Raw genomic sequence first — 6,557 nt, 5'->3', positions numbered from 1 at the left:
CCTTCCCCCCCCGGCGTGGCCGCGTGGGTGGCGCGCGCCACACCCCCCCGCCTAAACGCCTTTTCCTCCGGGGGCGAATCAGGGCGCGAACGACCGACTTCCGGGCGTCCGAGCCGCCGTCTGCGGAGCAGCGGCCATCAACACAGCGGCTATCCAACACAGCACATCAGCCCGGCAGGGTCGAGGCCCGCCACGCGCCGGGGCCGTGCGGCAGAGGTCGTCGCACCTGCCTGGACTTGTCCGACCACGCCGACCGGCGCGGTGCGTCGTCCTCGGTGGGACCGCCGGCCGTTGCCAGGCCCACCACGACCGCCGTCACGGCGGCCAACTCGACGTCGTCCGGGTTGCCTCGCACCACCCGGAGGTGCGGCGCGGCGCTCACAGCGGGATGTTCCCGTGCTTCTTGGGCGGCAGCACCTCGCGCTTGTCGCGCAGCACCGCCAGCGCCCTGGCGACGTACGAACGCGTGAAAGAGGGAGGGATCACACTGTCAACATAGCCGCGTTCGGCCGCCACGTAAGGGTTGCAGAGGGCATCTTCGTATTCTTGCTGCAAACGGGCCCGAAGCGCGTCCACGTCCTCGCCTTCGGCCGCCGCGCTCGCCAGCGCCTTGCGGTGCACGATGTTCGCCGCGCCCTGCGCGCCCATGACCGCGATCTGCGCCGTCGGCCACGCCAGGTTGATGTCCGCGCCCAGGTGCTTGGAACCCATCACGTCGTACGCGCCGCCGTAGGCCTTCCGGGTGATCACGGTGACCAGCGGCACGGTCGCCTCGGCGTAGGCGTAGATCAGCTTCGCGCCGCGCCGGATGATGCCGTTCCACTCCTGGTCGGTGCCGGGCAGGAAGCCGGGCACGTCCACGAACGTCAGCACCGGGATGTTGAACGCGTCGCAGGTCCGCACGAACCGCGCCGCCTTCTCCGAGGCGTCGATGTCCAGGCAGCCCGCGAACTGGGTCGGCTGGTTGGCCACGATGCCGACCGAGTGGCCGTCCACCCGGCCGAAGCCGACCAGGATGTTCGGCGCGAACAGCGGCTGGACCTCCAGGAACTCGCCCTCGTCCAGCACCCGGGTGACGACCTCGTGCATGTCGTACGGCTGGTTGGCGGAGTCCGGGATGAGCGTGTCGAGCTCCCGGTCGGCGTCGGTGATCGAGTCCTCGACCGAGCCGTGCACCACGTCGTCCGGGGCGTCGAAGACGGGCGGCTCGGACATGTTGTTGGCGGGCAGGTAGGACAGCAGCTCCTTGACGTAGGAGATGGCGTCCTCTTCGTTGTCGCCGAGGTAGTGCGCGTTGCCGGACTTGGTGTTGTGCGTGCGCCCGCCGCCGAGCTCCTCGAAGCCGACGTCCTCGCCGGTGACGGTCTTGATCACGTCCGGGCCGGTGATGAACATGTGCGAGGTCTGGTCGACCATGACCACGAAGTCGGTGAGCGCGGGCGAGTAGACGTGCCCGCCCGCGTTCGCGCCCATGATCAGCGAGATCTGCGGCACGACGCCGGACGCGGCCACGTTGCGGCGGAAGATCTCGCCGTAGAGGCCGAGCGAGACGACACCCTCCTGGATGCGCGCGCCGCCGCCCTCGTTGATGCCGATGATCGGCCGGCCGGTCTTGATCGCCAGGTCCATGACCTTGACGATCTTCTCGCCGTACACCTCGCCGAGCGAGCCGCCGAAGATCGTGACGTCCTGGCTGAACACGCACACCGGGCGGCCGTCGACGGTGCCGTAGCCGGTCACCACGCCGTCGCCGTAGGGCCGGTTGCGCTCCTGCCCGAAGTTGGTCGAGCGGTGGCGCGCCAGCTCGTCCAGCTCGACGAACGAGCCGGGGTCCAGCAGCAGCCCGATGCGCTCGCGGGCCGTCTTCTTGCCCTTGGCGTGCTGCTTCTCGACCATGCGCGCCGAACCGGCGTGCACGGCCTCCTCGTTGCGCCGGTAGAGGTCCGCGAGCTTCCCGGCCGTGGTGTGGACGTCCGGCTCCTCGCCGTCGGGGGCGGTCGCACTGCTCATAGCGCCGCAGCTTAACCAGCCGGTAACGTCCGCGCGTGGCGTAGTAGCCCAGGTCACTGGACGCCGGAGTTGACCTCCAGCGCGGTGGAGGTTGCAGGCTTGTCCACGCGACCCGCCCCACGATCCACACCGCTCCGACAAGCGCGTGGGGCGGGTCGCGACCTCCGGCGCGGACCCGCGGTCGCCCGCGGACCCTGCGGGCCGGCGTCGTCGCTCCTAAGGTGCGTGCCGTGACCTTGGATGCCACCGCCCTCCGCTCCGCCCTCATCGGCCCCTACGCGACGGTCGACGTCGTCGCCGAGACCGGTTCCACGAACAACGACCTGCGTGACGCGGCGAGCCGGGGCGCGCACGACCGCACCGTCCTGATCGCCGAACGGCAGACCGCGGGCCAGGGTCGCCGGGGCCGCGGCTGGACGTCGCCCGCCGGCGGCCTGTACCTGAGCGTGCTGTTCCGCCCGACCAACGTCTCACCGGCCCGGTTGCCGTGGGTGACGCTGCTCGCGGGCGTGGCGTTGGTCCGCACGGCCCGGAGCGTCGGCGTCGAGGCGTCCCTGAAGTGGCCGAACGACCTGCTCGTCGGTGACGCCAAGGCGGCGGGCGTGCTGGCCGAGACCAGCGCGGGCGTGGCGCAGGCGGTGGTCGTCGGCATCGGGCTCAACGTGGCGAAGCTGCCCGAGGACGTCGAGCCCGGCGCGGGCGGCCTGCTGCCGACCAGCCTCGAGGACCACGCCGGACCGCTGGACCGCACCGAGGTGGCGATCACGCTGCTGCGCGAGCTGGCCGCGCTGGAGGAGCAGTGGCGGCGGGCGGACGGCGACGAGCCGTCGTTGCGCGAGGAGTACCGGCGGCACTGCACCACGCTCGGCAGCCAGGTGCGGGTGGAGCTGGCCAGGGGCGAGTCGCTGCTGGGCACCGCCCGGTACCTGGAGACCGACGGCACGCTGGTGGTGCGCGACCACGCGGGCGCCGACCACTCCGTTTCCGCCGGGGACGTGGTGCACCTCCGGGTACGGTGAGGCGAGCCGCACCCGAGGCGAGCCGAGCCACCGAAAGGGACCGTCGTGGCCTACCCGGACGACCTGCTCAGCACCGGCGAGCACGTCGTGATCCACCGGCACCCGCACTGGAAGACGCTGGTCGTCCCGGTGCTCGTGCTGCTCGTCGCGGTCGGTGTCGGCGCCTACCTCGCGGTGCAGGTGGCCGACTTCGCCTGGGCGTCGATCGCCTGGATCGCGCTCGCGGTGATCGTCGCCGTGCTGGTCGCCTGGCTGACCCTGGCGCCGGTCGTCCGCTGGCGCACCACGCACTTCATCATCACCAGCGAGCGCGTGATGTACCGGATCGGCGTGTTCAAGCGCACCGGCCTGGACATCCCGCTCGGCCGCGTCAACAGCGTCCGCTTCGAGCACACCCTGGTGGACCGGCTGCTCGGCTGCGGCACGCTGATCATCGAGTCGGCCTCGGACGAGCCGTTGGAGTTCGACGACATCCCGCGGGTGGAGAAGGTGCACTCGCTGCTGTACCGGGAGATCAACGACAACCCGGCCGACGACCACCGGACGGAGGACAGGGTCACAGATGGGCGCGCGTGAAGTCGGTCTGCCGGACACGGTCGGCGCGGGCGGTCTGCCCGACCGCGTGACGATCTGGGAGGTGGGACCGCGCGACGGGCTGCAGAACGAGTCCGAGGTCGTGCCGGTCGACGTCAAGCTGGAGTTCCTCGACCGGCTCGCCGACGCGGGCGGCACGGTGCTGGAGGCCACGAGCTTCGTGCACCCCAAGTGGGTGCCGCAGCTGGCCGACGCCGAGGAGCTGCTGGCCGGCCTGGTCAAGCGGCCCGGCGTGAGCTACCCGGTGCTGGTGCCCAACGAACGCGGGCTGGAGCGGGCGCTGCGGGCGGGCGTGGACCACGTCGCGATCTTCGCCAGCGCCACCGAGACCTTCGCGCGGCGGAACCTGAACCGGTCGCTGGACGAGCAGTTCGCCATGTTCGACCCGGTCGTGTCCCGGGCCAAGGCCGAAGGCCTGGCGGTGCGCGGGTACGTGTCGATGTGCTTCGGCGACCCGTGGGAGGGCGCCGTGCCGCGCGAGCAGGTCGTCGGCGTCGGCAAGCGGCTGCTGGACCTGGGCTGCGACCAGCTCTCGCTGGGCGACACGATCGGCGTGGCCACGCCGGGCCAGGTGACCGCGCTGCTGGCCGGATTCGACGACGTCGACCGGCTCGCGGTGCACTTCCACGACACCTACGGGCAGGCGTTGGCGAACACGCTGGCCGCGATGCAGGCGGGCGTGCGCACGATCGACTCGTCCGCGGGCGGGCTGGGCGGCTGCCCCTACGCCGAGTCCGCGACCGGCAACCTCGCCACCGAGGACCTGGTGTGGATGCTGGACGGGCTCGGCGTGGCGCACGGCGTCGACCTGGACAAGCTCGCCGACACCAGCGCGTGGATGGCCGAACGGCTGGGCCGGCCGAGCCCGTCGCGGGTGGTCCGGGCGCTGCGGGGGTAGCGCGGTGCGGGTGGTCGAGCTGACACCGCAGACCTGGCCGTCGCTGGAGGAGCTGTTCGGGCCCAACGGCGCGCAGTCCGGGTGCTGGTGCACGTGGTTCCTCCAGACCAACGCCGACATGCGGGCCAACGGTTCGGCGGGCAACAAGGAGCTGCTGCGCTCCCGCGTCGGATCCGGTGTGCCGGTCGGGTTGCTGGCGATCGACGACCACGACCGGCCGGTCGGGTGGGTCGCGGTCGCGCCCCGGCTCGGCTACGCCCGGTTGGCGCGCACCAAGGTGGCGGCGCCGGTGGACGACGACCTGACCGACGTGTGGTCGGTGACGTGCTTCTTCATCCACCGCACGGCCCGCCGACGCGGCTTCGGCTCGGTGTTGCTGGAGCACGCCGTCGGGTACGCGCGCAACGGCGGCGCGCGGTCCGTCGAGGGCTACCCCGTGGACACCGCCGATGCGAAGAAGGGCTCCGGCGACCTGTACCACGGCACGCTCGGCATGTTCACCGACGCGGGGTTCGAGCTGGTGGAGCGCCGCGGCGCGAACCGGGCGCTCGTGCGGCTCGCGACGTGATCGAACGACACCCCGGCGTCCTCCTCTGGCGGCTGTCGAAGCCGGTGCTGGCGATCTCGTCCGGCCCGCACGGCGGCGGCCTCGGCGTGCGGCACTGGGCGCTGAACGCGACCGTGCCCAAGGACTACGCCCGCCTCGACCCGGACGCGCACGTCGCCGAGATCGCGGCCGACCTCGGGTTGCGCGGCCCCGGCACCGGGCTGCTCACCGCCGTCGACGTGCGGGACGCGGTGCTGGAGGCCGACGGCGGGGTGCGGTCGTGGGTGACGACCGGGATCGGCGCGCACCCCACGTGGGCCGCCGGACCGCCCGCCGACGGGCTGCCCGACGTCGGCACGATCAACGCGGTGTGCGTGCTGCCCGTGCGACTGGCGGACGCGGCCCTGGTCAACGCGGTCGCCACGGTCGCCGAGGCCAAGGCGCAGGCGTTGGGCGAGGCGGGCGTGCCGGGCACCGGGACGGTCACCGACGCGGTCGTGCTGCTGTGCCCGCTGGACGGCCCGGTCGAGCCGTACGGCGGGCCGCGGTCGGTGATCGGCTCGGCGTTGGCCCGAACGGTGCACCGCGCCGTGCACACCGGGATTTCGTCGGAACGGGCGGGAACCGGGGTAGGGGTCGTAACGTCCAACGCGCGACCGACGACCATGCCCGGCGACGGCTGAAGACCGGAGGTGGCCGTGACGACCGATCACCGCGCCCAGGTGGACGAGTTGCTGGCCGACTACCGGCGCAGCCGCGACCAGCTGGCGTCCGTGCAGCGCGACCTGGCCCGGATCTCCGGGTCGGCCACCAGTCCCGACGGCTCGGTGACCGTCGTGGTCGACGCCAAGGGCACGCTCACCGACCTGGAGCTGCGCGACGACGCGTACCGGCTGCGGCCGGCGCAGCTCGCCCAGCTGATCGTGGGCACCACCCGGGAGGCGGTGGCCAGGGCCACCGAGGACGCCTACCGGACGTTGACCCCGGTGCTGCCCGCCGGCACGGATCCCGAGGCGTTGTTGCGCGGCACGGCCGACCTGCGGCCGGGGGAGATCGGTGCCGAGGAGGTCCAGCCGCCGCAGCCGACCCGGAGGCGTCCCGCCGCGGAGGACGACGAGGACTTCGAGCAGCGCGAGTGGATGACCGACGTCGACGCCAAGGCTTCGAGGAGAACGAGATGACCGGCTTCCGGACCGACCTCGCCCGCCTCGCCGAGGGGGCCGACGACTTCGCCGCGTTCGCCGAGCGCGCCGGGAAGATCGCGGGCGAGCTGGGCGGCGTGCTCGGCTCGATCGGCGAGTGCTGGGGCGGTGACGCGATCGGGCAGAGCTTCGCGGCGAGCCACGTCCAGCCCTCCGGCGAGGTGCTGGGCGGGCTGAACGGGTTGAGCGCCGGGTTCGGCGGTGTCGGGGAGCGCTTCGCCGAGACGGCCCGCACGTACCGCGAAGTCGAAGAGGGCAACCGCAACGCGCTCGGCGCGATCTGACTC

Annotated in this window: 9 protein-coding genes; 7 read left to right on the top strand and 2 right to left on the bottom strand. The window is 72.5% G+C overall.

Translation table 11 applies throughout. The features are described 5' to 3' along the window. Positions 1 to 166 precede the first annotated feature (166 nt). Entirely contained in the window at positions 167 to 382 is a 216-nt protein-coding gene (locus AB0I91_RS35995; protein WP_498780485.1) for an acyl-CoA carboxylase subunit epsilon, read from the bottom strand. After that, positions 379 to 2,010 carry an acyl-CoA carboxylase subunit beta gene (locus AB0I91_RS35990; RefSeq protein WP_498780483.1) on the bottom strand — a complete coding sequence of 544 codons (1,632 nt, stop codon included), beginning with the start codon at positions 2,008 to 2,010 and terminating at the stop codon, positions 379 to 381. The genes AB0I91_RS35995 and AB0I91_RS35990 overlap by 4 nt, the downstream gene beginning before the upstream one ends. Positions 2,011 to 2,240: 230 nt before the next feature. Between AB0I91_RS35990 and AB0I91_RS35985 the strand changes: the two genes are divergently transcribed. From AB0I91_RS35985 to AB0I91_RS35955, 7 genes are read left to right on the top strand one after another with little or no spacing between them, the layout of a single operon-like run. Then, positions 2,241 to 3,029 (top strand): biotin--[acetyl-CoA-carboxylase] ligase, encoded by a 789-nt coding sequence (locus AB0I91_RS35985; RefSeq protein ID WP_498780482.1) that lies wholly within the window; start codon positions 2,241 to 2,243, stop codon positions 3,027 to 3,029. A 45-nt stretch (positions 3,030 to 3,074) separates the two neighbouring features. Continuing rightward, positions 3,075 to 3,605, top strand: coding sequence for a PH domain-containing protein (locus AB0I91_RS35980; protein WP_498780481.1), 531 nt, complete (start codon positions 3,075 to 3,077; stop codon positions 3,603 to 3,605). Next, the gene (locus tag AB0I91_RS35975; protein ID WP_498780479.1) at positions 3,592 to 4,521 is read left to right on the top strand and encodes a hydroxymethylglutaryl-CoA lyase; all 930 of its coding nucleotides are present in this window, start codon (positions 3,592 to 3,594) and stop codon (positions 4,519 to 4,521) included. Before AB0I91_RS35980 ends, AB0I91_RS35975 begins: the two co-directional genes overlap by 14 nt. Before the next feature lie 10 nt (positions 4,522 to 4,531). Further along, positions 4,532 to 5,089, top strand: coding sequence for a GNAT family N-acetyltransferase (locus AB0I91_RS35970; RefSeq protein ID WP_499640899.1), 558 nt, complete (start codon positions 4,532 to 4,534; stop codon positions 5,087 to 5,089). Further along, entirely contained in the window at positions 5,086 to 5,751 is a 666-nt protein-coding gene (locus AB0I91_RS35965; RefSeq protein ID WP_498780475.1) for an adenosylcobinamide amidohydrolase, read from the top strand. Before AB0I91_RS35970 ends, AB0I91_RS35965 begins: the two co-directional genes overlap by 4 nt. A gap of 15 nt (positions 5,752 to 5,766) precedes the next feature. After that, positions 5,767 to 6,249, top strand: coding sequence for a YbaB/EbfC family nucleoid-associated protein (locus tag AB0I91_RS35960; RefSeq protein WP_498780473.1), 483 nt, complete (start codon positions 5,767 to 5,769; stop codon positions 6,247 to 6,249). Then, positions 6,246 to 6,554 (top strand): WXG100 family type VII secretion target, encoded by a 309-nt coding sequence (locus AB0I91_RS35955; protein WP_498780472.1) that lies wholly within the window; start codon positions 6,246 to 6,248, stop codon positions 6,552 to 6,554. Before AB0I91_RS35960 ends, AB0I91_RS35955 begins: the two co-directional genes overlap by 4 nt. The last annotated feature ends 3 nt before the right edge of the window (positions 6,555 to 6,557 follow it).

The sequence above is a fragment of the Actinosynnema sp. NPDC049800 genome (assembly GCF_040656635.1).
GTDB lineage: Bacteria > Actinomycetota > Actinomycetes > Mycobacteriales > Pseudonocardiaceae > Actinosynnema.
This window is presented reverse-complemented; position numbering and strand designations above follow the sequence as displayed.